This is a genomic window from Pseudomonas sp. VE 267-6A (genome assembly GCF_024126555.1).
Taxonomy (GTDB): Bacteria; Pseudomonadota; Gammaproteobacteria; order Pseudomonadales; family Pseudomonadaceae; genus Aquipseudomonas; species Aquipseudomonas palmensis.
Window position 1 is genome coordinate 124,861 of sequence record NZ_JAMYBY010000004.1, and the last position, 25,114, is coordinate 149,974.

The following is a 25,114-nucleotide window of genomic DNA, read 5'->3' on the forward strand; positions in this document are numbered from 1 at the left end:
CTCCCATTCGGGAGGCCTTTTTTTTTGCGCTGACTTCATCGCGGGTCAAGCCGCTGCTACAAACCAGTGGGAACGGGCTTGACCCGCGATGAAGTCAGCAGTGCTCTACAATGGTGCACAAGGCAGCGCTACCCCTGCACCAACAGCCCATTTTGGTTCAAAAACAGCCTGCAACCTGTTAACGCAGTCATTTTTTGCGCAGCCAAGGCCCGGTTTCAGGGAATTGCGCTTCTTTTCGGAGCCTTGGTTTGGTTCTTGCATTTTCCTGGCATCAGCCGATTACCAGCGCGCGCCACCCTGGCCCCGATCAGGGCGGTACTGTGCCAAAAGAGGTCAACGACGCCCCATGACCATCAGCGATGCACTGCACCGACTGCTACTGGACAACCTGACCACTGCCACCATTCTGCTCAATGCCGAATTGCGCCTGGAGTACATGAACCCGGCAGCGGAAATGCTCCTGGCCATCAGCGGCCAGCGCAGCCACGGGCAGTTCATCAGCGAGCTGTTCACCGAATCGACCGAAGCGCTCAACTCGCTGCGCCAGGCCGTGGAGCACGCGCACCCGTTCACCAAGCGCGAAGCTATGCTCACCGCCCTCACCGGCCAGACCCTGACCGTCGACTACGCCGTCACCCCGATCCTCAACCACGGCCGCACCCTGCTGCTGCTCGAAGTGCACCCGCGCGACCGCCTGCTGCGCATCACCAAGGAAGAGGCGCAGCTGTCCAAGCAGGAAACCACCAAGATGCTGGTGCGCGGCATGGCCCACGAAATCAAGAACCCGCTGGGCGGCATCCGTGGCGCCGCACAGCTGCTGGCCCGCGAACTGCCCGACAACGGCCTCAAGGACTACACCAACGTCATCATCGAAGAGGCCGACCGCCTGCGTAACCTGGTCGACCGCATGCTCGGCTCCAACAAACTGCCGTCGCTGGCCATGACCAACATCCACGAAGTGCTCGAGCGCGTGTGCAGCCTGGTGGAGGCCGAAAGCCAGGGCGGCATCACCCTGGTGCGCGACTACGACCCGAGCCTGCCCGACGTGCTGGTGGACCGCGAGCAGATGATCCAGGCCGTGCTCAACATCGTGCGCAACGCCATGCAGGCCATCAGCGGGCAGAACGAACTGCGCCTGGGCCGCATCACCCTGCGCAGCCGCGCCATGCGCCAGTTCACCATCGGCCACACCCGCCACCGCCTGGTGGCGCGCATCGAAATCATCGACAACGGCCCGGGTATCCCCGCGGAACTGCAGGACACCCTCTTCTATCCCATGGTCAGCGGTCGCCCGGACGGTACCGGGCTGGGCCTGGCCATCACCCAGAACATCATCAGCCAGCACCAGGGCCTGATCGAATGTGACAGCCACCCTGGCCACACCACCTTCTCGATCTTCCTGCCGCTGGAACAAGGAGCCACTTCTTCATGAGCCGAAGCGAAACCGTCTGGATCGTCGACGACGACCGCTCCATCCGTTGGGTCCTGGAAAAAGCCCTGCAACAGGAAGGCATGACCACCCAGAGCTTCGACAGTGCCGATGGGGTCATGAGCCGCCTGGCCCGCCAGCAGCCGGACGTGATCATCTCCGACATTCGCATGCCCGGTGCCAGCGGCCTGGACCTGCTGGCGCAGATCCGCGAGCAGCATCCGCGTCTGCCGGTGATCATCATGACCGCGCACTCGGACCTGGACAGCGCCGTGGCCTCGTACCAGGGCGGCGCGTTCGAGTACCTGCCCAAGCCATTCGACGTGGACGAGGCGGTGTCGCTGGTCAAGCGCGCCAACCAGCACGCCCAGGAACAGCAGGGCATGGCCGAGCCCCAGGCGCTGACCCGCACCCCGGAAATCATCGGCGAAGCGCCGGCCATGCAGGAGGTGTTTCGCGCCATCGGCCGGCTCAGCCATTCCAACATCACCGTGCTGATCAACGGCGAATCGGGCACCGGCAAGGAGTTGGTGGCCCACGCCCTGCACCGTCACAGCCCACGCGCCGCCTCGCCGTTCATCGCGCTGAACATGGCGGCGATTCCCAAGGACCTGATGGAGTCCGAGCTGTTCGGCCATGAAAAGGGCGCGTTCACCGGCGCAGCCAACCTGCGCCGCGGGCGTTTCGAGCAGGCCGACGGCGGCACGCTGTTTCTCGACGAGATCGGCGACATGCCGGCCGACACCCAGACCCGCCTGCTGCGCGTGCTGGCCGATGGCGAGTTCTACCGGGTGGGCGGGCATGTGCCGGTGAAGGTGGACGTGCGCATCATTGCCGCCACCCACCAGAACCTGGAAACCCTGGTGCAGGCCGGCAAGTTCCGTGAAGACCTGTTCCACCGCCTGAACGTGATCCGCATCCACATCCCGCGCCTGGCCGACCGCCGCGAAGACATCCCGACCCTGGCCCGGCACTTTCTGGGGCGTGCGGCGCAGGAGCTGTCGGTGGAGCCCAAGCTGCTCAAGCCGGAGACCGAGGAGTTCATGCGCAACCTGCCGTGGCCGGGCAACGTGCGCCAGCTGGAGAACACCTGCCGCTGGATCACGGTGATGGCCTCGGGGCGCGAGGTGCATATCGGCGACTTGCCGCCGGAGCTGCTGAACCTGCCGCAGGACGCGGCGCCGGTGACCAATTGGGAGCAGGCGCTGCGCCAGTGGGCCGACCAGGCACTGAGCCGTGGCCAGTCGAACCTGCTGGACAGCGCAGTGCCGAGTTTCGAGCGGATCATGATCGAGACGGCGCTCAAGCACACCGCCGGGCGGCGGCGCGATGCGGCGGTGCTGCTGGGCTGGGGGCGCAACACCCTGACGCGCAAGATCAAGGAACTGGGCATGAAGGTCGACGGCGGGGACGACGAGGGCGACGACGAGGCCTGACTCAGGGGCCTCTTCGCCGGCAAGGCCGGCTCCTACAAACGCCGCCGTACCTGTAGGAGCCGGCCTTGCCGGCGAACGGCTTGCCCCATTGCTGCACCATGCCTGCCCCCGCTGCACCGCCTGAAGGCAAAAACACCCCTCACAACCGCATCAAACCCAGCAAAACCCCAGGTTCCATTGCCCCAGGCCAACTTGGCACACCCCCTGCATATACCTAAGCACAACCCAGTTTTGGGGACCTTGGTACAGGCAGGCCGGGGAATCCCCTCTTTTATTCGTGCAGTTTCACCTGCACCCTCCAGCGGCCCTGCACCGGCTCGCCGGCCCAGTCGCCGCGCAGCGGCCGGGCCGCCACCAGGCTCAGCAACAGGCCCTGGTCGCTGTTCTGCAGGCGCCAGCTCACGGGCTTGCCCGCCAACTGCAACTGACCCTTCTGGCTCCGCCCACTGGCCTGGAACACCAACGCCAGCGTGCCCTCGACCTCCTCGCCATGCAGTTGCGGCTCTTCGTTGAACCACAGGTTCAGGCCATCGGCCACCACCTCCACCCGCTCCAGTACCCGTGGTTCAGGCGCGGTGAGGCGGCCGATCATCAGGCCAACCAGCATGCCGAACAGGGCCATGGAGAACAGCACCCGCGGCCACAGTTTCGAACGCGGGTCCGGTTCGGGGGTAGAATGCTCGTCATCTTTATGCTCGGAGCCGTGCATGTTTCACGTCATCCTTTTTCAACCGGAAATTCCACCGAATACCGGCAACATTATACGGCTGTGCGCCAACAGCGGCTGCCAGCTGCACCTGATCGACCCGATCGGCTTCGAACTGGACGACAAGCGCCTGCGCCGTGCGGGCCTGGATTACCACGAGTACGCCACCCTCAAGCGCCACAGCGACCTGCCCAGCTGCCTCGAGAGCCTGGGCAACCCGCGCCTGTTCGCCTTCACCACCAAGGGCTCGCGGCCGTTTCACGACGTGGCCTTCGCCCCCGGCGACGCCTTTCTGTTCGGCCCCGAAAGCCGTGGCCTGCCGCCCGAGGTGCTCGACCCGCTGGGCAGCGACCAGCGCCTGCGCCTACCCATGCGTGAAGGCTGCCGCAGCCTGAACCTGTCCAACACCGTGGCCGTGGCGGTGTACGAAGCCTGGCGCCAGCAAGGTTTTGCCTGAGGCATGAAAAAAGCGCCCCGAAGGGCGCTTTCAACGTACCGCAGTCAGCTTACTGCAGCGAAGGTGCTTCGCCTGCTTCCTGCATGCGCTGCATCTCTTGCGCGTACAGGGCATCGAAGTTCACCGGCGACAGCATCAGGGCCGGGAACGAACCACGGGTCACCAGGTTGTCCAGCGCTTCACGCGCATACGGGAACAGGATGTTCGGGCAGAACGCGCCCAGGGTGTGGCTCATCGAAGCCGGGTCGAGGTTCTTGATCAGGAAGATACCCGCCTGCTGAACTTCGGCGATGAAGGCAACCTCCTCACCGTTCTTGACCGTGACCGACAGGGTCAGCACGACCTCGTGGAAGTCGCCTTCCAGGCCTTTCTGCTTGGTGTTCAGGTCCAGCGCGACGCTCGGTTCCCACTGCTGGCGGAAGATCGCCGGGCTTTTCGGCGCTTCGAACGACAGGTCACGCACATAGATGCGCTGCAGGGAGAATTGCGGGGAGCTTTCGTCGGCTGCCGCAGCGCCGTTGTTCTGTTCTTCAGTCATGACAGATCCTTCTTTGCAGGGTCTTGTAGGGAATTCAGGCCTTGAGCAGCGCGTCGAGCTTGCCGGCGCGCTCAAGGGCAAACAGGTCGTCGCAACCGCCGACGTGGGTGCTGCCAATCCAGATCTGCGGCACCGAGGTGCGGCCGGCCTTCTGGCTCATCTCTGCGCGCAGCTGGGGCTTGCCATCGACCTTGATCTCTTCGAAGGCCACACCTTTGCTGGACAGCAGCTGCTTGGCACGCGAGCAGTAAGGGCAGTAGTCGCTGGAGTAGACGATGACGTTGCTCATGTCACTTCACCAGCGGCAGGTTGTCGGCCTTCCAGCTCGACACGCCGCCCGACAGCTTGGCGGCGTTGAAGCCGGCCTTGAGCAGGTCGCGGCACACGGCGCCGGCATGCTGGCCCAGGTTGTCGACCACGATCAGGGTCTTGGTCGCCTTGTGCTTTTCCAGCTCGCCGATACGCGCGGCGAACTTGTCCTGCGGGATGTTCAGCGCACCGACGATGTGCCCGGCGGAGAACTCCTTGCTGGCACGGATATCGATGACCAGGCCCTTGTCGGCGTTGACCAGCGCGGTCAGTTCGCCGTTGCTCAGGCTGCGGCCGCCCTTGCGCGCTTCGGTGACGATCAGCAGGACCAGCAGAACGACGAAGATACCAACCAGCAGATAGTGAGATGTCGCGAATTCGATCAGGTGAGCAACCATCAGAGGGTTCCGGGCCGTTAAAAATGATGGGCAGTATACACAGCACCCAAGGCCGGCCAAAGCCCACCGGCACTGGTTGTCGACAGTAATTCTCATTGCCGGGCTGCTACCCGTCGGGCGGCAATGGCGGGCGCGCAAGGTTAATTCGTCACTGCTGACCAATTTGCCCTAAAATGCGTGTCTTTATCACCTGACAAAAGCGCGAGTGGGATAGATGACTAGCACGCCAAAACCCTTGGTCCTGATCATCCTGGATGGTTTCGGTCACAGCGAAAGCCACGAATACAACGCCATCTATTCGGCCACCACGCCGGTTTACGACCGCCTGCGCGCCACCCAGCCGCACGGCCTGATCTCGGGCTCGGGCATGGACGTGGGCCTGCCCGACGGGCAGATGGGCAACTCCGAAGTCGGCCACATGAACCTGGGTGCCGGGCGCGTGGTGTACCAGGATTTCACCCGCGTGACCAAGGCCATCAAGGATGGCGAGTTCTTCCAGAACCCGGTGCTGTGCGACGCCGTGGACAAGGCTGCCGGTGCCGGCAAGGCCGTGCACATCCTCGGCCTGCTGTCCGACGGTGGCGTGCACAGCCACCAGGACCACCTGGTGGCCATGGCCGAACTGGCCGCGCAACGTGGCGCCGAGAAGATCTACCTGCACGCCTTCCTCGACGGCCGCGACACCCCGCCCAAGAGCGCACAGTCTTCCATCGAACTGCTCGACGCCACCTTCGCCCGCCTGGGCAAGGGCCGCATCGCCAGCCTCATCGGCCGTTATTTCGCGATGGACCGCGACAACCGCTGGGACCGCGTCAGCGCCGCCTACAACCTGATCGTCGACAGCACCGCCGAGTTCAGCGCCAGCACCGCCACCGCCGGCCTTGAAGCCGCCTATGCACGCGGCGAGAGCGACGAGTTCGTCAAGGCCACCCGCGTGGGCGAGGCGGTCAGGGTCGAGGACGGCGACGCGGTGATCTTCATGAACTTTCGCGCCGACCGCGCCCGCGAGCTGTCGCGGGTATTCGTCGAGCCGGACTTCAACGAGTTCCCGCGCGCACGCCTGCCCAAACTGGCCGCCTATATCGGCCTGACCCAGTACTCGGCCAAGATCGCCGCCCCGGCGGCGTTCGCCCCAGGCAGCCTGAACAACGTACTGGGCGAGTACCTGGCCAAGAAGGGCAAGACCCAGCTGCGCATCGCCGAAACCGAAAAGTACGCCCACGTCACCTTCTTCTTCTCCGGCGGGCGCGAAGAACCGTTCGAAGGCGAAGAGCGCATCCTGATCCCGTCGCCGAAGGTCGCCACCTACGACCTGCAGCCGGAAATGAGCGCGCCGGAGGTCACCGACCGCATCGTCGAGGCCATCGAACAGCAGCGCTATGACGTGATCGTGGTCAACTACGCCAACGGCGACATGGTCGGCCACAGCGGCGTGTTCGACGCTGCGGTCAAGGCCGTGGAGGCCCTGGACCTGTGCGTGGGCCGCATCGTCGAGGCCCTCGACAAGGTGGGTGGCGAAGCGCTGATCACCGCCGACCACGGCAACGTCGAGCAGATGGAAGACGCGTGCACCGGCCAGGCCCACACCGCCCACACCACCGAGCCGGTGCCGTTCATCTATGTCGGCAAGCGCAACCTCAAGGTGCGTGAAGGCGGCGTGCTGGCGGACGTGGCGCCGACCATGCTCAAGCTGCTGGGCCTGGAAAAACCGGCCGAAATGACCGGTACTTCGATTCTCGTAGACGTCTGAACGGCACGCCCTACGCTGCACGGTTCAAGCTGCAGGAGCCAGCGCCACGTGCGCTGCGCCTCTTGCGGCGTGCAGCTTGAAACAGGCAGCTGAATCGCATCCCGCTTGAAGGTCGTTTTTTTTGATCGCCATGGCGGGCATACTAGGCCAGTCTCCATCCTGGGTTCCGCCTACTCCATGCTTCGCGCACTTATCCTCATAGCCCTGACCTGCCTGTTCGGCCCGGCATTCGCCGACGAGCGCGCGCAAACCCAGCAGCAACTGGACGCCACGCGCCAGGACATTGCCGAGCTGAAAAAGCTGCTTGGCCAGTTGCAGCAGGAAAAGTCCGGCGTGCAGAAAGACCTGCGCGGCACCGAAACCGAAATCGGCAAGCTGCAAAAGCAGGTGGAGGCCCTGCAGCAGGAACTAAAAAAGACTGAAGGCGAGCTGGAGCGCCTCGACAAAGAGAAAAAAAAACTCCAGAGCGCCCGCGTTGAACAGCAACGCCTGATCGCCATCCAGGCCCGTTCGGCCTACCAGAACGGTCGCGAGGAATACCTCAAGTTGCTGCTCAACCAGCAGAACCCCGAGAAGTTCGCGCGCACCCTCACCTATTACGACTACCTGAGCCAGGCCCGCCTGGAGCAGCTGCGCAGCTTCAACGAGACCCTGCGCCAGCTGGCCAATGTGGAAAAGGACATCGCCCTGCAGCAGGCCCAGTTGCTGGCCCAGCAAGGCACCCTCGAAACCCAGCGCCAGGACCTGGAAAAGGTCCGCGCCGAGCGCCAGCAGGTGCTGGCCAAGCTCAACAGCGACGTCAAGGCACGCGACCAGAAGCTGGCCGCGCGCGAACAGGACCAGGCCGACCTCGCCCAGGTGCTCAAGACCATCGAGCAGACCCTGGCACGCCAGGCACGCGAAGCCGAAGAGGCGCGTCAGCGCGCCCTGCTGGCCGCCCAGGAAGCCGAGAAGCAGCGCCAGCGCGAAGCCCTGGCCGCCAACCAGGACGCCACCCCGAAAAAGCCCAGGGCAGTGCCCGGGCCGCTGGTTTCCAGCGACGGCGCCACCTTCGGCGGCGCTTTTTCTGCAGCACGGGGCAAACTTCCATGGCCGGTCAATGGTCGATTGCTGGCACGGTTTGGTGAAACCCGCGGCGACGACTCGCGAGCCAAGTGGGACGGGGTGATGATCAGCGCCTCCGCCGGCAGCCAGGTACATGCGGTGCATGGCGGGCGCGTGGTGTTCGCCGACTGGTTGCGCGGCGCCGGACTTCTGGTCATTCTCGACCATGGCAACGGCTACCTGAGCCTGTACGGGCACAACCAGAGCCTGCTCAAGAATGCCGGCGACGTGGTCAAGTCGGGCGAGGCGATCTCCACCGTCGGCAACAGCGGCGGCCAGGACACCGCCGCCCTGTACTTCGCGATTCGCCAGCAAGGCCGCCCGAGCGACCCGACACAATGGTGCCGTGCCCAGGGATAGGGGCACATCGTTCATTTCACGCTAGCCCCGCCAACCGGTGCCAGCGACGCTCCCCCGGGGGCAAAACCAGGATCAGGAGTTCGTTCGACATGCTGCATACGCCTCGCCTTACCTCGCTGGCCCTGACCATTGCCCTGGTCATCGGCGCGCCACTGGCCCACGCGGCCGAGCCTGCCAAGCCAGCCACGGTGGCACCGACCACGGTCACTGCCCAGGCGCCGCTGCCGCTGGAAGAGCTGCGCACCTTCGCCGAGGTGATGGACCGCATCAAGGCCGCCTATGTCGAGCCGGTGGACGACAAGACCCTGCTCGAAAACGCCATCAAGGGCATGCTCAGCAACCTCGACCCGCACTCCGCCTACCTGGGCCCTGAAGACTTCCAGGAGCTGCAGGAGAGCACCAGCGGCGAGTTCGGCGGCCTGGGCATTGAAGTGGGCATGGAGGACGGCTTCGTCAAGGTGGTATCGCCCATCGACGACACCCCGGCCTCGCGTGCCGGCATCGAAGCGGGCGACCTGATCGTCAAGATCGACGGCCAGCCGACCCGCGGCCAGACCATGACCGAGGCGGTCGACAAGATGCGCGGCAAGATCGGCCAGAAGATCACCCTGACCCTGGTGCGCGACGGCGGCACGCCGTTCGACGTGACCCTGGCCCGCGCGGTCATCCAGGTCAAGAGCGTCAAGTCGCAGCTGCTCGAGGACGGCTACGGCTATATCCGCATCACCCAGTTCCAGGTCAAGACCGGCGAAGAGGTCGGCAAGGCCCTGGCCAAGCTGCGCAAGGACAACGGCAAGAAACTGCGCGGCCTGGTGCTGGACCTGCGCAACAACCCCGGTGGCGTGCTGCAGGCCGCCGTCGAAGTGGCCGACCACTTCCTGACCAAGGGCCTGATCGTGTACACCAAGGGCCGCATCGCCAACTCCGAACTGCGCTTCTCGGCCGACCCGGCCGATGCCAGCGAAGGCGTGCCGCTGGTGGTGCTGATCAACGGCGGCAGCGCCTCGGCCTCCGAGATTGTCGCCGGCGCCCTGCAGGACCAGAAGCGCGGCGTACTGATGGGCACCGACAGTTTCGGCAAGGGCTCGGTGCAGACCGTGCTGCCGCTGAACAACGACCGCGCCCTGAAGATCACCACCGCGCTGTACTACACCCCCAACGGCCGCTCGATCCAGGCCCAGGGCATCGTGCCGGACATCGAGGTACGCCGCGCCAAGATCACCAGCGAGCAGGACAACGACAACTTCAAGGAAGCCGACCTGCAAGGTCACCTGGGCAACGGCAACGGCGGCGCCGACCGGCCTTCGGGCAAGGCCGCGAGCAAGAAGGACCGTCCGCAGGACGACGACTTCCAGCTCAGCCAGGCGCTGAACCTGCTCAAGGGCCTGAGCATCACCAGCGGCAAGTGATGCGCTATCTGCTGTTCGCCCTGCTCTGCCTGGCCGGTACCGCACACGCGGCACCGGCCAAGGCCTACCTCACGCTGATCATCGACGACCTGGGGCAGAGCCCTGCGCGAGATGCGCGCACCCTGGCCCTGCCCGGCCCGGTCACCCTCGCGATCATGCCCGATACCCCGCACGCCACCGCGTTCGCCCGCCAGGCGCACAAGGCCGGCAAGACGGTGATCCTGCACATGCCCATGGACCCGGCCACCGGCCCCTACGCCTGGCACCCGGACACCCCGCTGCCGGAGCTGGAACAACGCCTGGGCGCGGCCCTGGCCAAGGTGCCCTATGCCAGCGGCATCAACAACCACATGGGCAGCCGCATGACTGCACAGCCGGTGCCCATGGCCTGGCTGATGGGCGAGTTGCAGCGCCGCCATCTGTTCTTTGTCGACAGCCGCACCAGCGCCGCCACGGTCGCTGCGGCCAAGGCGCAGGAACAGGGGCTGGCAAGCCTGTCGCGGGATGTGTTCCTGGATGACGTGCGCACCCCCGAGGCGATTGCCGGGCAACTGCGCATCGCCGTGGAGCTGGCGCGCCGGCAGGGCTCGGCCGTCCTGATCGGCCACCCCTACCCGCAAACCCTGGAGGTGCTCGAACGCGAGCTGCCTCGCCTGAAGGCGCAGGGCATCGAGTGGGTCGAGATCCACCAGATGATTGCCCTGCGCAGCAACCAGGCAATGGCGGCCCACGGTGCCGGCGGGCGCTATCGCGCCAGCGCCGGCGGCCAGTGAGGCGCCTACGCCAGGGGGCGTAGCGGAAACCAGCCCTTGATGAAGGCCGGGGTGAGGTCGGCGCGCCAGATCACGCCCATCTTGCCGGTGGTTTTCGCCTCTTCGAGCAGGTCGGCATAGCCTTTGGTGCGTTGCGCCTCCAGTTTGATGTGGCCCTTGCTGAACGCTGCCGTGGGCGTGTCCAGGGCAGGATAGTGCAGGTGCACGTACCATTTGTCGCCGCCCGCCACACGCACTTCGTACTCGTCGATGAAGTCGCCGGCCGCCAGGGCCTTGCGCGGCGCCTTGAATTCGATGTGCAGTTGCTTGCGCTCCCACAGATACAGCAGGTTGCGCGCGGTGGGCTTCTGCGCCTTGCACATGCTCAGGCGCAGGGCATCGGCTGCGTCCCTGAGCCCCTGGGCCTCCTGGCGCAGCTGGGCAACGGTGGCCTGCTCGGTATCGGGCAGGCCGCTGTGGCGCTCGAAGTCATCCGCCACGCGGATCAGCCGATCGGCCAGGATGGTCAGCGGGAACACGATATCCCCCGGTTGATGCCCGCTGCCGGACAACCCCTGCTGCTTGGCCTTGAGCGGGGCGACCTGATCGAGCACCTGGCGCGCCTCGCTGCGCAGGGCCTTGCGCGGCTTGAGGCCGACCGGCGTGGCGGGCAGTACGGTCTTGATCGGGTTCCAGTCATCGCCGCCGTGCTCGCGGTAGGACGCCACGATGCGGTGGTTGGCATCCTCGATATCCACGATCGGCACCGGCTCGCCGGGCGATGGCGCCCGTACCCGCCCCACCACCACCCGGCGGGTACGCGTGACGATCACCTTGCGCTTGCGCGTCGGCCGGGGCGTCGTGCTGGTGGCCGGCACCGTGACCAGGCTGTCCAGTTCTGCCCTGGCGCTGGCATCGAGCTCGTCGAGGGTCTGCACGAACGCCGCCAGATAGTCCTTGCCGGGCACCGGCGCGAACAGGTCGCCCACATACTGGGCAACCGCCTTGGCCCGCGAGTAGCAGTGCGAGGCCTCGCGCAGCACCTGGATGCGCTCCTGGGGCGTGAACTCCTGGGCATCGATGCCCAGCTGCTCATGCGAAAGCACCCCGGCGACGATGTCCGGGTCCAGCAGCAAGTCCTTGTAGAACGGGCGCTGGGTGGCGTCCGCGATACGCGTGTCCAGGCTCATGTAGCCGAGGATTTCCAGGTAGGCCGTGCGGATGCGCTGGGCGCTGAACACCTTGAGCTCTTCACGCTTGGCCTCGCCATAGCGGATGATCTCGTCGGCCGTGGCCTTGACCGCCGGCTCGCGGCGAACCTCCTCGACCAGGGCGCTGCAGGCCTCGGCCTGCTCCAGGGCCAGCAGGTGGAACGTCTCGTTCTGCGTGTTGGCCTCCAGCAACGCGGAAAACGGCTGTGCGGTATCACCCAGGGTGACCTGGAACGCATTCTCGATCCAGGCATCGTGCAACGAGATCTTGAACTGCTTGCTGTGGTACTGGGCCTGCAACTGCAGGCGCGCCTGGAAGTTCATCCTGAAGTTCAGGTTCAGCGCCTTGCTGTAGTCGGCCGCAGTGATATGGCCGTAGAAATCCGCCAGTTTCAGGGTTTCGCGGGCTTCGAGGGTGGTGCGCAGCAGGTCCTTGGCCACCTCGATGAAGGCGTCCTGCTCGACCTTGAGTGCCTGCTCGGCCACTTGCGCACGCGTGCGTGCCTGCTTCATCGCTACCAGCCGGGTCGCCGTGCGATCGAGCTGGTACTCGCGCTGGGCCTTGAACATCGGGTCGAGCAAGGCGTTGAGCTCGTTGACCTTGGGGGTCATGGCCACAATGCGCCTGAGGCAATCCTGCTGCGCCGACTCCAGCGTGGCGTTGAGCTGCTGAAGCTGCAGCCTGTTCTGCGCCTTCTTCTCCTGCAGGCTCATGCGCTTTTTCGGCCCGCCCCCGCGCAGCCCCAGGCGCAGGTCCAGTTGCCAGCTGCCTTCGCTGCTACGCCGCAGCCACGGGCCACGGCGGCGGCTGTCGAGGGGGTCGACGATGCAGAAGCGCCCCTCCACCTCCAGCACGCGGTACCAGCGGTCATCGAGTTTTACATGCGCGTACCCGTCGATCAGCGCCAGGCCGCGGCGCTCCCCCGTCTCGATCAGGCCGGTCGGCTCCTGGCCGGGCGTGACCTGCATCGGGCGCAGGAACGCACGCAGCTCGGGCGTCGCTTCGTTGCGCATGCCGCTCCAGGAGAAGTCCATGGCTGTCGGCAACGCATCGGCACTGCGCAGTTGCGGGCCCAGGGGTTGCTGCACCGGTACCAGCACGCCGGTCACCGGCAGCTCGCCGCGCACCGGCAACGTTTGCTGCAGCATCGAGGGCTGCACCTTGATCGGCGTCGCGCGCGCCATGCCGACCTCCCCGGCCCCGTGCATGAACACCGTGCTCAGGTTGAACAGCAGGTCGACCACGGCCTGGGCGCGCGTGGTGTCATCCCCCTCGCGCAGCGCCTTGAAGTCGCTGTCCAGGCTGCTGACCAGTTGCACCAGCCATCCGGCGACAGCTGTCGGCCCACGCAGGTAGGGCAGCGCGATATTGAACAGCAGCCAGCCCGCCTCCTTGAAGCGCAGCCAGCGATCTTCGGCGTTGGATACCGATTGCCGGTCACCCAGGGTGATCAGCGCATCCACCGTACTGGTGTAGAAATGCGCCAGCAGGTCACCGGTCAGCGCAGCGCCGCCAAGACGCGGCACGTTCGCCCCCGGCACAGCCACCGGTTCATCCACCGTGATACCCAGGTGAGGGTTGGCGAAGCCGCCATTGGCATAGATGCGCCGGGCGTCCCGTCCCATCCAGCTCAGCACGCTGGCTTGCAGCTCGGGTTCCTCGAGGGCCTTGAACAATGCAGCCTCGCTGGCAAATTCGCGCAGCAGGGGCTCGAACAGCGGTCGGTACAGCACCCGCTCGGGCCTGCCGGGCAGGGCGAACACGAACATGTTGTCGACCTCGTCGGGGCTGGCCCCTTCGCCACTGAGGAAGGTCAGCGGGCGCACCTCGACCCGGTCGGTCTGGTCGGTGCTCATGGCGTAGTCCACGCAGCGCAGGCCCTGGCGGGTGAAGCCCTGCTCGCCCCTGATCCGGTACTCCAGCGCCAGCAATGGCAGTTGTGCGCGCAGCGTGTCGGCGAACAGCTGCCGACGCTCGTCGGCCTGGCGTGCATCGGTGCGCATGGCCTGTTCGATCACTGCCAGGTAGTTGGCCCCGACATCCACGGCGGTGATGAGTGTCATCACATACTCGGCGCTCAGCCATGCGGCGATCTCGTCGCCATCGGCATGGGCAATGCTCATCGGGCCCTTGGGCAGGCCGGACAGGTTTTCCAGCGCGGCATCCACCAGCAGCAGCCTGACCGTCTCGACGAAGCCGAAGCCACCCTGGCCATAGGGCACCTGGAAGGTCAGCACCAGCTTGTAGGGGTCGTAGGTCGGCCCGCCCGGTTGATCTGCCGCCATGCGCTCGCCCAGCGCCTTGGCGGCATAGTCGCGCAGGGTCGGGATACCGTGGTCATAGGCCTTGCCGGCATTGTGCTGGTGCGCCAGCGCCATGCTCAGCCATTGCATGCGGTAGTCCAGGTAATCGGCCCCCGAAGCCTGCTTGAGCCATGCCGGCAGTTGGCCAAGCACCTGGGTGTCGGCAGGCGTCGGCACGAATGCCCGGTTGCCGGCCAGGCGCGCAGCCACATCGGACACCGTGGCAAACAACCCCTCGAGCTCGGTCACCGACTGCCCGCCCAGGCGCAGCGCCTGCACGTCGCGCAGTTGCTGATCGAGCAACGCCTCGGCCTGGACCCTGAACGGATTGCCTTCGACCTCCAGCAACTGCCACTGCAGCCCGACCAGCCGATAGGCGCCTTCGAGTTCGTCGGTCAACGCCTCGCCGAACGCCTTCAGCGAGGCGTGGGCGCTGACCTGACCTGCGGGCGTACAGCGCAGCACCTGCTCGCCGCGGACCAACACCAGATCGCTGAGCAGCATCTGCGTGCTGGTCAGGCTGGCGTCGAGCTGCAGTTGCACCAGGTACACCCGTACGGCCTGCTCGCCCTGGGCCTGACGCAGCGACCAGCGTGGCCATTGCAGCACCTGGCCCAGCATCCCGGCCCAGGCCTGTTTGCCGCCGGCGTGTGGCACCAGGGCCTGGGCCAGGGTTCTGGCCAGCCAGCTCAGGCGCGGAACGCCTTCACTGCCCCTGGCCTGCCAGTAGTTCATCAGGGCCCGCTGGAACTCGGCCACGATGCCGTCGGCAAACACCTTGATCATTTCGCGCAGGGTGTCCGCATCAAGTGCATGGCCCTGCAGCTTGAGTTTCACCGCGTCGGCCTGGCCCAGAAAACCGGACAAGCCCCCCGCATGCATCTGCAACGGTTCCCAGGTGCACAGGTTGTCCAGTGCAGCGTCCACCAGCGGGCGTACCTGATAGAACTGCGCGCTGCTGTCGGGCACGTACAAACGCAGCGCCTCCACATCGGCGGACAGCCCGGGGAAGTACTCGCGCAGCAAACGCTCCAGCAGCGTGGCGCTGGCGCTGCGCAGGGTCGGGCGGCTGGCGAACTGCTCGGCCACCATGGCGGCGAGGGCATTGTCGGGTTCGGGCGTGGGCAGGTCTTGCAGGATATGCAGTGGCATCTAACACCTTCCATGAGTGATCGGGCTGTGCAATTCACAGCGACGATCCATCACAGCAGCCCGGTGCATGGCCGCGGCACTACATAGTTAGGCGCTTACAGGTAGCGGGCGAAGGTGGCGTCGACGAAGCCTTCGTCGCGCAACTGGTCCAGGCTGCGCTGGAGCTTTTCCACCACCGCATCGGGTACCTGGCGGTTGAGTGCCAGGTACAGCTGGGCGCCGTTGAAGCGCAGCACGGTCTTGAGCTGGGTGATGCCGATCTGGCGGGCCAGGTAGCGCCCGGCGGGGTCGCCGGTGGCCCACAGGTCGATCTGGCCTTCGAGCAACTTGCGCGCGTTGTCCTGGTCGCGCAGCACGGTGATCGGCTTGAGCCCCTTGCTGCTCAGGTGCTGGGCGATGGCATCGCCTTTATAGGCACCGATCCGGTAGCCGCGCGCGTCGCCGAGGTGTTCGAGGGTGATGGGGCTGTCGGGGCGGGCCAGCAGAATCCAGTCGTCGGGGCCCAGCGGCCCGACCCACTTGAAGAGCTTTTCGCGGTCGGGTTGGCGGGCCATCACGAACACACCGTGATTGGGGCTGTTCAGGGCCTGCTGGTACACGCGTTCCCACGGGAAGCGCAGGGTCATGCTGTAGGGGATGGCGGCGCGCTTGAACATCTCGCGAACCAGGTCGGCGGCGATGCCCTGGATCTTGTCTTGGCGGGCGAAGTTCTTGCCGTCGCTGGCCATGTTGTAGGGCGGGAAGTTTTCGGTGAGCAGCACCATCGGGTCAGCGGCGCGGACGGTGGCAGCGAGGGAGAAGAGGCTGACGAGCACGACGAGCAAGCGTGTGAACATAGGATGGACCCGATTCCCTGGCGATGTGCCTGCATTACCTTAACAGCAAATGCTTCGCCGGCAAGGCCGGCTCCTACAGGTTCGCTGCAGTGTAGGAGCCGGCCTTGCCGGCGAATGCGGCCGCTCAGCGCACGCAGATGCCGCGCTGCGCCATGTAGGCCTTGGCTTCAGGCACCGTGTACTCGCCGAAGTGGAAGATGCTGGCCGCCAGCACTGCGCTGGCATGCCCTTCCAGGATGCCGTCGGCCAGGTGCTGCAGGTTGCCCACACCACCGGAGGCGATCACCGGAATGCCCAGCGCGTCGCTGATGGCGCGGGTCACGCCCAGGTCGAAGCCGCTCTTCATGCCGTCCTGGTCCATGCTGGTGAGCAGGATCTCGCCCGCGCCCAGGCCTTCCATCTTCTTCGCCCACTCCACCGCATCCAGCCCGGTAGGCTTGCGCCCGCCGTGGGTGAAGATCTCCCAGCGCGGGGTTTCGCCCGGGCCGGAGACCTTCTTGGCATCGATGGCAACCACGATGCACTGCGAGCCGAAATGCTGCGCGGCCTCGCCCACGAACTCGGGGTTGAACACCGCTGCGGTGTTGATCGAGACCTTGTCGGCACCGGCGTTGAGCAGGTTGCGGATGTCCTGCACGGTGCGCACGCCACCGCCTACGGTCAGCGGAATGAACACCTGGCTGGCCATGCGCTCGACGGTATGCAACGTGGTGTCGCGGCCATCGACGCTGGCAGTGATGTCGAGGAAGGTGATCTCGTCGGCACCCTGCTCATCGTAGCGACGGGCGATTTCCACCGGGTCGCCGGCATCACGGATGTTCTCGAACTTGACGCCCTTGACCACTCGACCGTTGTCGACGTCCAGGCAAGGGATGATGCGTTTGGCCAGCGCCATGCCGTTCTCCTCAGCCTTTGTAGCTGTCGCAGAAGGCTTGCGCCTCGGCCACATCCAGCGTGCCTTCGTAGATCGCACGGCCGGTGATGGCGCCGATGATCCCCGGTGCCCTGGCGTCGAGCAGGGCCTTGATGTCACCCAGGTTGTGGATGCCACCGGAGGCGATCACCGGGATCTTGGTGGCGGCAGCCAAAGCGGCGGTGAACGGCACGTTGCAGCCTTGCATCATGCCGTCCTTGGCGATGTCGGTGTAGACGATCGCCGAGACGCCATCGGCCTCGAAACGCTTGGCCAGGTCGATGACCTGCACCGAGCTGACCTCGGCCCAGCCGTCGGTGGCCACGAAGCCGTCCTTGGCGTCCAGGCCCACGATCACCTTGCCGGGGAACGCACGGCAGGCTTCGGCCACGAACTCGGGTTGCTTGACCGCCTTGGTGCCGATGATCACGTAGCTGACGCCGGCCTTGACGTAGTGCTCGATGGTTTCCAGCGAGCGGATGCCGCCGCCGATCTGGATCGGCAGGTTCGGGTAGCGCTTGGCAATGGCAGTCACCACCTCGCCGTTGACCGGCTGGCCTTCGAAGGCACCGTTCAGGTCGACCAGGTGCAGGCGGCGGCAGCCACCGTCGACCCATTTGGCGGCCATGCTCACCGGGTCATCGGAAAATACCGTGGAATCTTCCATGCGGCCTTGGCGCAAACGTACGCAAGCACCGTCCTTGAGATCGATAGCGGGAATAATCAGCATCTGGGGAACCTGTCTATTCGGTAAACAGTGAGCTCGGGAAGTCAGTTCTTCTCGAGCGACCACAAGTCGCTTTCAATGCTTTCGAACCTCTCTTTGAGGTGCGCCTGCACATCGAAAATCGCCCTGTTGTAGTAATGCGGTGCAATCTCCTGGCTGAACAGCTCCAGCACTTCAGCCACCTCGAACGAACCCAGCTCAAGCTCGAAGCGGTCTTCGAGAAAACGCTTGAGCTTGGCCAGCGCCTCGCGCTCTTCTTCAGGCGCGAGGGTGAGGATCGGCCGCTTGGCGCGGGACTTGCCCATTACCGGCGACCATCCCAGCCGGCGAAGTTCTGCAGCAGCTGCAGGCCATGGGTATGGCTCTTCTCCGGGTGGAACTGCACGGCAAAGCGCGAGCCGTCGGCCAGCGCGGCGGCAAAGTCGACGCCATAGTGACCACTGCCCGCCACCTGCGCCGCGTTGGCGGCGGTGATGTAGTAGCTGTGCACGAAGTAGAAGCGCGCACGGTCGGGGATGTCGTGCCACAGCGGGTGGTCGATGGCCTGGGACACTTCGTTCCAGCCCATGTGCGGCACCTTAAGGTGCTCGCCGTCCTCGTGCAGGCCCTTGCCGAAGAAGCGCACATTGCCCGGGAACAGGCCGATGCAATCGACGCCGTCGTTCTCTTCGCTGTGGTCGAGCAGGGCCTGCATACCCACGCAGATGCCGAGGAAGGGGCGGTCCTGGCTGACTTCACGCACCAGGCTGTCGAAGCCCAGGCGGCGAATCTCGGCCATGCAGTCGCGGATCGCGCCCACACCCGGGAACACCACGCGGTCAGCCTCGCGGATCACCGCAGCATCGCTGGTGATCAGCACCTTGCCGGCGCCCACATGCTCCAGGGCCTTGGCCACCGAGTGCAGGTTGCCCATGCCGTAGTCGATAACGGCTACCGTCTGCATTACAGGCAGCCCTTGGTCGACGGCATCTGGCCGGCCATGCGTTCGTCCAGCTCGATGGCCATGCGCAGTGCGCGGCCGAAGGCCTTGAACACGGTCTCGATCTGGTGGTGGGTGTTGTGCCCGCGCAGGTTGTCGATGTGCAGCGAGACGTTGGCGTGGTTGACGAAGCCCTGGAAGAATTCCTGGAACAGGTCGACGTCGAAACCGCCCACGGTGGCGCGGGTGAAGGGCACGTGCATCTCCAGGCCCGGGCGGCCGGAGAAGTCGATGACCACGCGCGACAGCGCCTCGTCCAGCGGCACGTAGGCATGGCCGTAGCGGCGGATGCCCTTCTTGTCGCCGATGGCCTGGTTGAATGCCTGGCCCAGGGTGATACCGACGTCTTCGACGGTATGGTGATCGTCGATGTGCAGGTCGCCCTTGCACTCGATGTCCAGATCGATCAGCCCATGTCGGGCGATCTGGTCGAGCATGTGTTCGAGGAAAGGCACACCGATATCGAATCGGGCCTTGCCGCTGCCATCCAGGTTAATCGAGGCCTTGATCTGGGTTTCCAGAGTATTGCGCTCGACGCTAGCCGTACGTTCGACCATCACCAGCTCCGCAAAATCATTGGGCGAAAAAGGTGTCCATTATAGGCCTAGATACGCGTGGCTTGGAACGAAGAAGACAGTTGGCGGGGAATTTGCGTCAGCAGTACCGGCCTCATCGCGGGTCAAGCCCGCTCCCACACGGTCAGCAGAGATCCTTGTAGGAGCGGGCTTGACCCGCGATGCCTTTAATGGAACAGCACCGCAGTCTTCTGCAGGGTCACCCACACCCCCCACGCCAGCGGAATGCCCACCACCAGCCACGCGGCAATCACCAGCGGCCGGCTGCCCGGCGCGGCCTTCCACTCCAGCACGGTGCTGCCATTGGCGCCCTTGTCGTGCCCCAGCGCCTGTTCGGCCGCCAGTTGCGCATCGGTCATGAAGTACTTGTCGGCCACCGGCCGCACCAGCGCGTTGCACAAAAAGCCCAGCGCCAGCAGCCCGGCCAGGATGTACAGGGTCATGTCATACGCCGCCGCCCGCTCCACGCCCATCTCCAGCTGATATTCGCGCAGGTAGGTGATCAGCACCGGGCCCAGCACCCCGGCTGCCGCCCAGGCGGTCAGCAGGCGACCGTGAATGGCGCCCACCATCTGCGTGCCGAACAGATCGGCCAGGTACGCCGGCACCGTGGCGAAGCCGCCACCGTACATCGACAGGATGATGCAGAACGCCGCCACGAACAGCGCGATGTTGCCCAGGTGGCCCATGTTCGGGATCAGCGCATACAGCGCCACGCCCAGGGCGAAGAAGGCGAAATAGGTGTTCTTGCGCCCGATGTAGTCGGAGAACGAGGCCCAGAAGAAACGCCCGCCGATGTTGAACAGGCTCAGCAATCCGGTGAAGCCGGCGGCAATGGCGGCAATCTGCGCCAGTTGCGTGGCATCCAGCTGGCTGAAGCTCAGGTCGTTGCCCAGTAGCTTGCCGGCGAACACTTCCTGCAGCAGCGGCGAGGCCATGCCCAGAATGCCGATGCCGGCCGACACGTTAAGGCACAGCACCAGCCAGATCAGCGCGAACTGCGGCGTCTTCCACGCCACGCTGACGTGCACGTGCCGGTGCGTGATCATCGCGTTACCGGCCTTTTTCTGCGGCGCGCTCCAGCCTTCGGGCTTCCAGCCGGTGGGCGGCACACGGTAGGCCAGGGCACCGCCGAGCATGAACACGAAGTAGATCAGCGCCATCACCACGAAGCTCTGCCACACGCCCACCCCGTCAGGGCCGGCGAAGTGGCTCATCAGCGCCGCCGCCAGTGGCGCACCCACCATGGCGCCACCGCCAAAGCCCATGATCGCCATGCCGGTGGCCATGCCGCGCTTGTCCGGGAACCACTTGATCAGCGTCGATACCGGCGAAATGTAGCCCAGCCCCAGGCCGATACCGCCGATCACGCCACTGCCCAGCCACATCAGCCACAGCTGGTGGGTGTACACCCCCAGCGCCGACATCAGCAGGCCACCGCACCAGCACAGGGCCGAGACCACCCCGGCCTTGCGCGGCCCGGCATGCTCCAGCCAGCCGCCCCAGATGGCCGCCGAACAGCCGAGGAACACGAAGAACAGCGTGTAGATCCAGCTCAGCATCGAGATCGGCCAGTCGCACTCGGCGGTGAACAGGCGCGCCACGAAGCTCATCTCCGGCGCACACGCCACCGGCGCACTGATACCGATGGCCTGCGACAGCGGCAGCCAGAACACCGAAAAGCCATAGGCCATGCCGATGCACAGGTGAATGGCCAGGGCCGCCGGTGGCACCAGCCAGCGGTTGAAACCGGCCCTGGCGACAATGCGTTCCTTGGACAGGAAGCCGGGCGTACTGGCGATGCCGCCCACCGTAGTGCTGCTCATTGTTGTTCCCCTCGTGATATGGATGCTCCACCGACCAGGTCTGCTGCCTGCGACTTTGGCTGCCAGGGGCAGCACGTCGTTTATCTGGCAACCGGCCCTTTGACGCGACAATCGGCCGCAACGGGACCGTGGAGGCGCGAGAGAGTACCATTCGCCGCACTCGCTGAAATTAGGCTGATACTGTGGTTTTTGCGAAAACTGATACCCCCGTGTCAGGAACTGCCCCGCCGGTTGCTGTCCAAACCCGGGTCGCGCCGCGCCCGCGCGCCCTGCACGGGGCTATACTCTGCGGCTGAATTTTACAATCGGACTACAAGGACTCGCCCATGAAAGCGTTCGGCAAAATCCTGGGGCTGGTGATACTCGGGTTGTTGCTGATCATTGTGGCGCTGGGCTTTGCCCTGACCCACCTCTTCGATCCCAACGACTACAAAGACGAGATCCGCCAGCTGGCACGCGACAAGGCCCACGTCGAGCTGACGCTCAACGGCGACATCGGCTGGAGCCTGTTCCCGTGGCTGGGGCTGGAACTGCACGAGGCGAGCATCGCCACGCTCAACAATCCCAAGGTGCCATTCGCCGACCTGCAGATGCTCGGCCTGTCGGTGCGCGTACTGCCGCTGCTGCGCCGTGAAGTGCAGATGAGCGACGTGCGCGTCGAGGGCCTTAACCTGACCCTGGCCCGCGACGAACACGGCCACGGCAACTGGGAAGACATCGGCAAGCCGCTGCCGGCCGCCACCCCGGCTGCACCGGCCGAAGGCAGCGCCGGCGCACCGGCCCCAGGCGAGGCCCCGGCCAAGCCGGCCGCCGCCGAGCGCCCGGTCAAGCTGGACATCGACAGCCTCACCGTGAACAACGCCAAGGTGCAGTACAGCGATGCGCAAAGCGGCCAGAGCTTCAGCGCCGAGAGCATCCAGCTGAGCACCGGCGCGGTTCACGAAGGGGTCAACATTCCGCTGACCATGACCGCCTTCTTCAGCGCTGGCCAGCCGGCCCTGCGCGCCCGCACCGAGCTCAAGGGCGAACTGCGCTTCGACCGTGCGCTCAAGCGCTACCAGTTCGAAGACATGAAGCTCAGCGGCGAAGCCTCCGGCGAGCCGCTGCAGGGCAAGACCATGACCTTCGCCGCCCAGGGCCAGTTGCTGGTGGACATGGCCGCGAACGTCGCCGAATGGAACGGCCTGAAGCTGTCGGCCAACCAGCTGCGCGCCCTGGGCGAGCTGAACGTGCGTGACCTGAACAGCACGCCCAAGCTCACCGGCGGCCTGTCCATCGCCCAGCTCGACCTGCGCACGTTCCTCGACAGCGTCGGCGTGGCAGTGCCACCGATGGCCGATGCCGCCACCCTGGGCAAGTTCGAGCTGGCCAGCCGCCTGGAAGGCAGCCCCACCCGCCTGGCCCTGGAAGACCTGGCAGTGAAGCTCGACGACAGCACCTTCACCGGCCGCCTGGCGGTGGATGACTTCGCCAAGCAGGCCCTGCGCGTGCAGCTAAAAGCCGACACGTTCAATGCCGACCGCTACCTGCCGGCCAAGAGCGAGGCCGCCACCGGCGCCAAGGCCGCGCGCCAGGCCGAGGTGCAGCAGAACGAAGCCGGCGCGCTGGCCGGAGCCGGCACCACACCGCTGCCGGACGCACCCACCAAGACCGCCTGGAGCACCGACAAACTGCTGCCGGTGGACCGCCTGCGCGTACTCGACCTGCAGGCAGACCTGAGCTTCGGCGTGCTCACCCTTGAACAGCTGCCTATCCAGAACGCCGTGCTCAAGGCCCGTGGCCAGGGCGGCCTGATCACCCTGGACACCCTGCAGGGCGGCCTCTACAACGGCGACTTCGCTACCAAGGGCACCCTCGACGTGCGCCCTGCGGTACCGCAGATCGGCTTGAGTACCCAGGTCAACCGCGTACCGGTGGAGCACTTCATCAAGAGCCAGACCGACACCCCGCCGGTCAAGGGCCTGCTGACCCTGAGCAGCAACCTGACCGGCAGCGGCAACAGCCAGAAGGCGCTGATCGACACCCTCAATGGCAACGCCAGCTTCGTCATCAACAACGGTGTGCTGGTCAATGCCAACCTCGAGCAGCAGCTGTGCCAGGGCATCGCCACCCTCAACCGCAAGGCCCTGAGCGGCGAACCACGCGGCAAGGACACCCCGTTCCAGGAACTCAAGGGCAGCCTGGTGCTGCGCAACGGCGTGGCCAGCAACCCGGACCTGAAGGTGCGCATCCCGGGCCTGACCGTCAACGGCCACGGCGACCTCGACCTGCGCGTGCTGGGCATGGACTACCGCGTGGGCGTGATCGTCGAGGGCGACAAGCGCGACATGCCCGACCCGGCCTGCCAGGTCAACGAGCGCTACGTGGGGCTGGAGTTCCCGCTGCGCTGCCGTGGCCCGCTGGAGCTGGGCGCCAAGGCCTGCCGCGTGGACAAGGACGGCCTGGGCAAGCTGGCCGGCAAGGCGCTGGGCAACAAGCTGCAGGAAAAGCTCAACGAAAAGCTGGGTGACAAGGTCAGTCCCGAACTCAAAGACGCACTCAAGGGCCTGTTCAAACGATGAATCCCGAGCAGTTTTCCAGCGCCGTGCTGGAATGGTACGACCGTAACGGCCGCCACGACCTGCCCTGGCAACAGGGCATCACCCCGTACCGGGTGTGGGTGTCGGAGATCATGCTGCAACAGACCCAGGTGAGCACCGTACTCAACTACTTCGGGCGCTTCATGCAAGCCCTGCCCAGCGTCGAGGCCCTGGCCGCGGCGCCGGAGGACGAGGTGCTGCACCTGTGGACCGGGCTGGGCTACTACACCCGCGCGCGCAACCTGCAGAAGACCGCGAAGATCGTGGTGGAACAGTACGCCGGCCAATTCCCGCGCGATGTCGAGAAGCTCACCGAGCTGCCCGGCATCGGCCTGTCCACTGCCGGGGCAATCGCCAGCATCAGCATGGGCCTGCGTGCGCCGATCCTGGACGGCAACGTCAAGCGCGTGCTGGCCCGCTACACCGCGCAGGAAGGCTACCCGGGCGAGCCCAAGGTGGCCAAGGCGCTGTGGGCCAACGCCGAGCGCTTTACCCCCCACAGCCGGGTCAACCACTACACCCAGGCGATGATGGACCTGGGCGCCACCCTGTGCACGCGCAGCAAGCCCAGTTGCCTGCTGTGCCCGCTGGAGCGCGGCTGCGAGGCGCACATGCTCGGCCAGGAGATCCGCTACCCGATCCCCAAGCCGCGCAAGACCCTGCCCCAGCGCAGCACACTGATGCCGCTGCTGGCCAACAACGAGGGCGCCATCCTGCTGTACCGGCGCCCGTCCAGCGGCCTGTGGGGCGGTTTGTGGAGCCTGCCGGAGCTGGACAGCCTCGAAGACCTGCAACACCTGGCCGAGCAGCACGGGGTGAACCTGGGCGAGCCCGTGGCGCTGGACAGCCTGACCCACACCTTCAGCCACTTCCAGCTGGCGATCCAACCCTGGCTGGTGCCGGTGGCCCCCCAGGGTGACCACGTGGCCGAGGCCGACTGGCTCTGGTATAACCTCGCCACCCCGCCGCGCCTGGGCCTTGCTGCCCCGGTCAAGAAACTGCTCAAACGCGCGGCCCACGTATTGAATGCAGGAGAGTCGTCATGACCCGCACCGTAATGTGCCGCAAGTACAAAGAAGAGCTGCCTGGCCTGGAGCGCCCGCCGTATCCCGGCGCGAAGGGCCAGGACATTTTCGAGCATATCTCGCAGAAGGCCTGGGCCGACTGGCAGAAGGAACAGACCATGCTGATCAACGAGAAGCGCCTGAACATGATGAACGCCGAGGACCGCAAGTACCTCCAGGGCGAGATGGACAAGTTCTTCTCCGGCGAAGAATACGAGAAGGCCGAAGGCTACGTGCCGCCTGCCGAATAACCCCGGAAATTCGTAAGCGACGGAATTAATTTAATAAATTTTCAAAAAG

General features: G+C 65.5%; 22 protein-coding genes. 10 read left to right on the forward strand and 12 right to left on the reverse strand.

From position 1 onward, the window contains the following. Positions 1 to 346: 346 nt before the first annotated feature. Complete coding sequence (glnL, locus tag NJH59_RS05615; protein WP_043862193.1) at positions 347 to 1,432, forward strand: nitrogen regulation protein NR(II); 1,086 nt, start codon at positions 347 to 349, stop codon at positions 1,430 to 1,432. After that, the gene (ntrC, locus tag NJH59_RS05620; RefSeq protein WP_043862194.1) at positions 1,429 to 2,865 is read left to right on the forward strand and encodes a nitrogen regulation protein NR(I); all 1,437 of its coding nucleotides are present in this window, start codon (positions 1,429 to 1,431) and stop codon (positions 2,863 to 2,865) included. The genes glnL and ntrC overlap by 4 nt, the downstream gene beginning before the upstream one ends. A 271-nt stretch (positions 2,866 to 3,136) precedes the next feature. Here ntrC and NJH59_RS05625 read toward each other — a convergent pair whose 3' ends face one another. After that, the gene (locus tag NJH59_RS05625; RefSeq protein ID WP_058541653.1) at positions 3,137 to 3,574 is read right to left on the reverse strand and encodes a hypothetical protein; all 438 of its coding nucleotides are present in this window, start codon (positions 3,572 to 3,574) and stop codon (positions 3,137 to 3,139) included. Between NJH59_RS05625 and NJH59_RS05630 the strand changes: the two genes are divergently transcribed. Continuing rightward, on the forward strand, positions 3,573 to 4,028 hold the full coding sequence (locus tag NJH59_RS05630) for a tRNA (cytidine(34)-2'-O)-methyltransferase (protein WP_043862196.1): 456 nt from the start codon (positions 3,573 to 3,575) through the stop codon (positions 4,026 to 4,028). The two genes, NJH59_RS05625 and NJH59_RS05630, sit on opposite strands and share 2 nt — an antisense overlap. A 49-nt stretch (positions 4,029 to 4,077) precedes the next feature. On the opposite strand, the gene secB is transcribed toward NJH59_RS05630, so the two are convergent. Genes secB through NJH59_RS05645 form a run of 3 tightly spaced genes read right to left on the reverse strand, consistent with a single transcriptional unit; the run spans position 4,078 to position 5,273 of the window. After that, on the reverse strand, positions 4,078 to 4,566 hold the full coding sequence (secB, locus tag NJH59_RS05635) for a protein-export chaperone SecB (protein ID WP_043862197.1): 489 nt from the start codon (positions 4,564 to 4,566) through the stop codon (positions 4,078 to 4,080). Positions 4,567 to 4,600: 34 nt separating this feature from the next. Further along, positions 4,601 to 4,855, reverse strand: a complete 255-nt coding sequence (gene grxC, locus NJH59_RS05640; protein WP_043862198.1) for a glutaredoxin 3 — start codon at positions 4,853 to 4,855, stop codon at positions 4,601 to 4,603. Position 4,856: 1 nt separating this feature from the next. After that, entirely contained in the window at positions 4,857 to 5,273 is a 417-nt protein-coding gene (locus NJH59_RS05645) for a rhodanese-like domain-containing protein (RefSeq protein ID WP_043862199.1), read from the reverse strand. A gap of 214 nt (positions 5,274 to 5,487) precedes the next feature. Between NJH59_RS05645 and gpmI the strand changes: the two genes are divergently transcribed. The 4 genes from gpmI (at position 5,488) to NJH59_RS05665 (ending at position 10,669) form a co-directional block, all read left to right on the forward strand. Further along, positions 5,488 to 7,023: a 2,3-bisphosphoglycerate-independent phosphoglycerate mutase gene (gene gpmI, locus NJH59_RS05650; protein ID WP_043862200.1), complete on the forward strand. Its 1,536-nt coding sequence runs from the start codon at positions 5,488 to 5,490 to the stop codon at positions 7,021 to 7,023. A gap of 177 nt (positions 7,024 to 7,200) precedes the next feature. Further along, positions 7,201 to 8,487, forward strand: a complete 1,287-nt coding sequence (locus tag NJH59_RS05655; protein WP_043862201.1) for a murein hydrolase activator EnvC — start codon at positions 7,201 to 7,203, stop codon at positions 8,485 to 8,487. 89 nt (positions 8,488 to 8,576) lie between these two features. Beyond that, complete coding sequence (locus NJH59_RS05660; protein ID WP_043862202.1) at positions 8,577 to 9,896, forward strand: S41 family peptidase; 1,320 nt, start codon at positions 8,577 to 8,579, stop codon at positions 9,894 to 9,896. After that, positions 9,896 to 10,669: a divergent polysaccharide deacetylase family protein gene (locus NJH59_RS05665; protein ID WP_123753324.1), complete on the forward strand. Its 774-nt coding sequence runs from the start codon at positions 9,896 to 9,898 to the stop codon at positions 10,667 to 10,669. The genes NJH59_RS05660 and NJH59_RS05665 overlap by 1 nt, the downstream gene beginning before the upstream one ends. A 5-nt stretch (positions 10,670 to 10,674) precedes the next feature. Here NJH59_RS05665 and NJH59_RS05670 read toward each other — a convergent pair whose 3' ends face one another. The 8 genes from NJH59_RS05670 to NJH59_RS05705 form a co-directional block, all read right to left on the reverse strand. Further along, a complete protein-coding gene (locus tag NJH59_RS05670; RefSeq protein WP_253086496.1) occupies positions 10,675 to 15,315 on the reverse strand; it encodes a hypothetical protein in 4,641 nt (1,546 codons plus the stop codon). Between the two features lie 95 nt (positions 15,316 to 15,410). Further along, on the reverse strand, positions 15,411 to 16,151 hold the full coding sequence (locus NJH59_RS05675; protein ID WP_253086497.1) for an ABC transporter substrate-binding protein: 741 nt from the start codon (positions 16,149 to 16,151) through the stop codon (positions 15,411 to 15,413). 124 nt (positions 16,152 to 16,275) lie between these two features. Then, complete coding sequence (gene hisF, locus NJH59_RS05680) at positions 16,276 to 17,046, reverse strand: imidazole glycerol phosphate synthase subunit HisF (RefSeq protein ID WP_043862206.1); 771 nt, start codon at positions 17,044 to 17,046, stop codon at positions 16,276 to 16,278. Positions 17,047 to 17,056: 10 nt separating this feature from the next. Further along, entirely contained in the window at positions 17,057 to 17,794 is a 738-nt protein-coding gene (gene hisA / locus NJH59_RS05685) for a 1-(5-phosphoribosyl)-5-[(5-phosphoribosylamino)methylideneamino]imidazole-4-carboxamide isomerase (protein WP_043862207.1), read from the reverse strand. 41 nt (positions 17,795 to 17,835) lie between these two features. Beyond that, positions 17,836 to 18,096, reverse strand: a complete 261-nt coding sequence (locus tag NJH59_RS05690; RefSeq protein ID WP_043862208.1) for a DUF2164 domain-containing protein — start codon at positions 18,094 to 18,096, stop codon at positions 17,836 to 17,838. Next, positions 18,096 to 18,734, reverse strand: coding sequence for an imidazole glycerol phosphate synthase subunit HisH (hisH, locus tag NJH59_RS05695; protein ID WP_043862209.1), 639 nt, complete (start codon positions 18,732 to 18,734; stop codon positions 18,096 to 18,098). Before hisH ends, NJH59_RS05690 begins: the two co-directional genes overlap by 1 nt. Then, a complete protein-coding gene (gene hisB, locus NJH59_RS05700; protein ID WP_043862210.1) occupies positions 18,734 to 19,327 on the reverse strand; it encodes an imidazoleglycerol-phosphate dehydratase HisB in 594 nt (197 codons plus the stop codon). Before hisB ends, hisH begins: the two co-directional genes overlap by 1 nt. 185 nt (positions 19,328 to 19,512) lie before the next feature. Continuing rightward, positions 19,513 to 21,171 (reverse strand): OFA family MFS transporter, encoded by a 1,659-nt coding sequence (locus NJH59_RS05705; protein ID WP_253086498.1) that lies wholly within the window; start codon positions 21,169 to 21,171, stop codon positions 19,513 to 19,515. Positions 21,172 to 21,497: 326 nt separating this feature from the next. On the opposite strand from NJH59_RS05705, the gene NJH59_RS05710 reads away from it, so the two are divergent. From NJH59_RS05710 to NJH59_RS05720, 3 genes are read left to right on the forward strand one after another with little or no spacing between them, the layout of a single operon-like run. Further along, on the forward strand, positions 21,498 to 23,732 hold the full coding sequence (locus tag NJH59_RS05710) for an AsmA family protein (protein ID WP_253086499.1): 2,235 nt from the start codon (positions 21,498 to 21,500) through the stop codon (positions 23,730 to 23,732). After that, a complete protein-coding gene (mutY, locus tag NJH59_RS05715) occupies positions 23,729 to 24,796 on the forward strand; it encodes an A/G-specific adenine glycosylase (RefSeq protein WP_236177261.1) in 1,068 nt (355 codons plus the stop codon). The genes NJH59_RS05710 and mutY overlap by 4 nt, the downstream gene beginning before the upstream one ends. Then, entirely contained in the window at positions 24,793 to 25,065 is a 273-nt protein-coding gene (locus tag NJH59_RS05720; RefSeq protein ID WP_043862214.1) for an oxidative damage protection protein, read from the forward strand. Before mutY ends, NJH59_RS05720 begins: the two co-directional genes overlap by 4 nt. Positions 25,066 to 25,114: the final 49 nt, after the last annotated feature.

Coding starts and splice junctions, on each gene's coding strand:
- gpmI (WP_043862200.1), top strand. CDS start 5,488: ATGACTAGCACGCCAAAACCCTTGGTCCTGATCATCCTGGATGGTTTC.
- NJH59_RS05720 (WP_043862214.1), top strand. CDS start 24,793: ATGACCCGCACCGTAATGTGCCGCAAGTACAAAGAAGAGCTGCCTGGC.
- NJH59_RS05710 (WP_253086499.1), top strand. CDS start 21,498: ATGAAAGCGTTCGGCAAAATCCTGGGGCTGGTGATACTCGGGTTGTTG.
- NJH59_RS05625 (WP_058541653.1), bottom strand. CDS start 3,574: ATGCACGGCTCCGAGCATAAAGATGACGAGCATTCTACCCCCGAACCG.
- hisA (WP_043862207.1), bottom strand. CDS start 17,794: ATGCTGATTATTCCCGCTATCGATCTCAAGGACGGTGCTTGCGTACGT.
- hisB (WP_043862210.1), bottom strand. CDS start 19,327: ATGGTCGAACGTACGGCTAGCGTCGAGCGCAATACTCTGGAAACCCAG.
- grxC (WP_043862198.1), bottom strand. CDS start 4,855: ATGAGCAACGTCATCGTCTACTCCAGCGACTACTGCCCTTACTGCTCG.
- hisH (WP_043862209.1), bottom strand. CDS start 18,734: ATGCAGACGGTAGCCGTTATCGACTACGGCATGGGCAACCTGCACTCG.
- NJH59_RS05655 (WP_043862201.1), top strand. CDS start 7,201: ATGCTTCGCGCACTTATCCTCATAGCCCTGACCTGCCTGTTCGGCCCG.
- secB (WP_043862197.1), bottom strand. CDS start 4,566: ATGACTGAAGAACAGAACAACGGCGCTGCGGCAGCCGACGAAAGCTCC.
- NJH59_RS05660 (WP_043862202.1), top strand. CDS start 8,577: ATGCTGCATACGCCTCGCCTTACCTCGCTGGCCCTGACCATTGCCCTG.
- NJH59_RS05665 (WP_123753324.1), top strand. CDS start 9,896: ATGCGCTATCTGCTGTTCGCCCTGCTCTGCCTGGCCGGTACCGCACAC.
- NJH59_RS05645 (WP_043862199.1), bottom strand. CDS start 5,273: ATGGTTGCTCACCTGATCGAATTCGCGACATCTCACTATCTGCTGGTT.
- mutY (WP_236177261.1), top strand. CDS start 23,729: ATGAATCCCGAGCAGTTTTCCAGCGCCGTGCTGGAATGGTACGACCGT.
- ntrC (WP_043862194.1), top strand. CDS start 1,429: ATGAGCCGAAGCGAAACCGTCTGGATCGTCGACGACGACCGCTCCATC.
- glnL (WP_043862193.1), top strand. CDS start 347: ATGACCATCAGCGATGCACTGCACCGACTGCTACTGGACAACCTGACC.
- NJH59_RS05670 (WP_253086496.1), bottom strand. CDS start 15,315: ATGCCACTGCATATCCTGCAAGACCTGCCCACGCCCGAACCCGACAAT.
- NJH59_RS05690 (WP_043862208.1), bottom strand. CDS start 18,096: ATGGGCAAGTCCCGCGCCAAGCGGCCGATCCTCACCCTCGCGCCTGAA.
- NJH59_RS05705 (WP_253086498.1), bottom strand. CDS start 21,171: ATGAGCAGCACTACGGTGGGCGGCATCGCCAGTACGCCCGGCTTCCTG.
- NJH59_RS05630 (WP_043862196.1), top strand. CDS start 3,573: ATGTTTCACGTCATCCTTTTTCAACCGGAAATTCCACCGAATACCGGC.
- NJH59_RS05675 (WP_253086497.1), bottom strand. CDS start 16,151: ATGTTCACACGCTTGCTCGTCGTGCTCGTCAGCCTCTTCTCCCTCGCT.
- hisF (WP_043862206.1), bottom strand. CDS start 17,046: ATGGCGCTGGCCAAACGCATCATCCCTTGCCTGGACGTCGACAACGGT.